At 51.1% G+C, this 658-nt stretch carries 1 protein-coding gene; it reads right to left on the bottom strand.

Annotated features, from left to right (window positions below; all coding sequences use genetic code 11):
• A partial coding sequence (locus A3750_RS18790; protein WP_197475152.1) for an SNF2-related protein occupies positions 1-658 on the bottom strand: 658 nt, incomplete at both ends.

Genomic DNA, 658 nt, shown 5'->3' with positions numbered 1-658 from the left:
AGCTTGAATATCATGGAAGCGATCAGGGTCCAACAAACGTAAGCGCGCAAAGTGGCTCTCCAACCCTGCTTGCTCGGGCGTTGCCGTCAGCAGCAACACACCGCGACTTGCCTGCGCAATGCTTTCTACACAGCGATACTCTTCACTGACATGCTCTGTAGACCATTCAAGATGATGCGCTTCGTCAACCACAAAAAGATCCCACGCAGCCTCACTCGCATAGCGACGCAATTGCTCGCTGTTAGTAAGCGCTGACAAATCACAAAGAACTAGCTGTTCTGATTCAAACGGATTATCGATACCCTCTTCAATCAGCGAGTCACAGCGGTCTTGATCAAAGATAGAGAAGCGCAGATTAAACCGGCGCAACATCTCGACCAACCACTGGTGAATAAGGGTAGAGGGAACACAAATCAGAACACGTGAGCTAAGTCCTCGCTGCAGCTGAGCATGAATGATCATGCCAGCCTCGATCGTCTTACCAAGTCCCACTTCATCAGCAAGAAGAACACGCGGTGCAAAACGCTCAGCGACGCTACGCGCGATATACAATTGGTGCGCCAATAAACTCGTTCTGGAACCGAGCAAGCCCCGAATACCGGCCTTTTGCATGGCGTGACTGTGTTGCAAGGTCTCATAACGCAAACGGAACGCACGA

Source organism: Oleiphilus sp. HI0079, assembly GCF_001635105.1.
The sequence above is the reverse complement of the archived record's forward strand: the minus strand, read 5'-3'. Positions and strand labels throughout refer to the sequence as shown.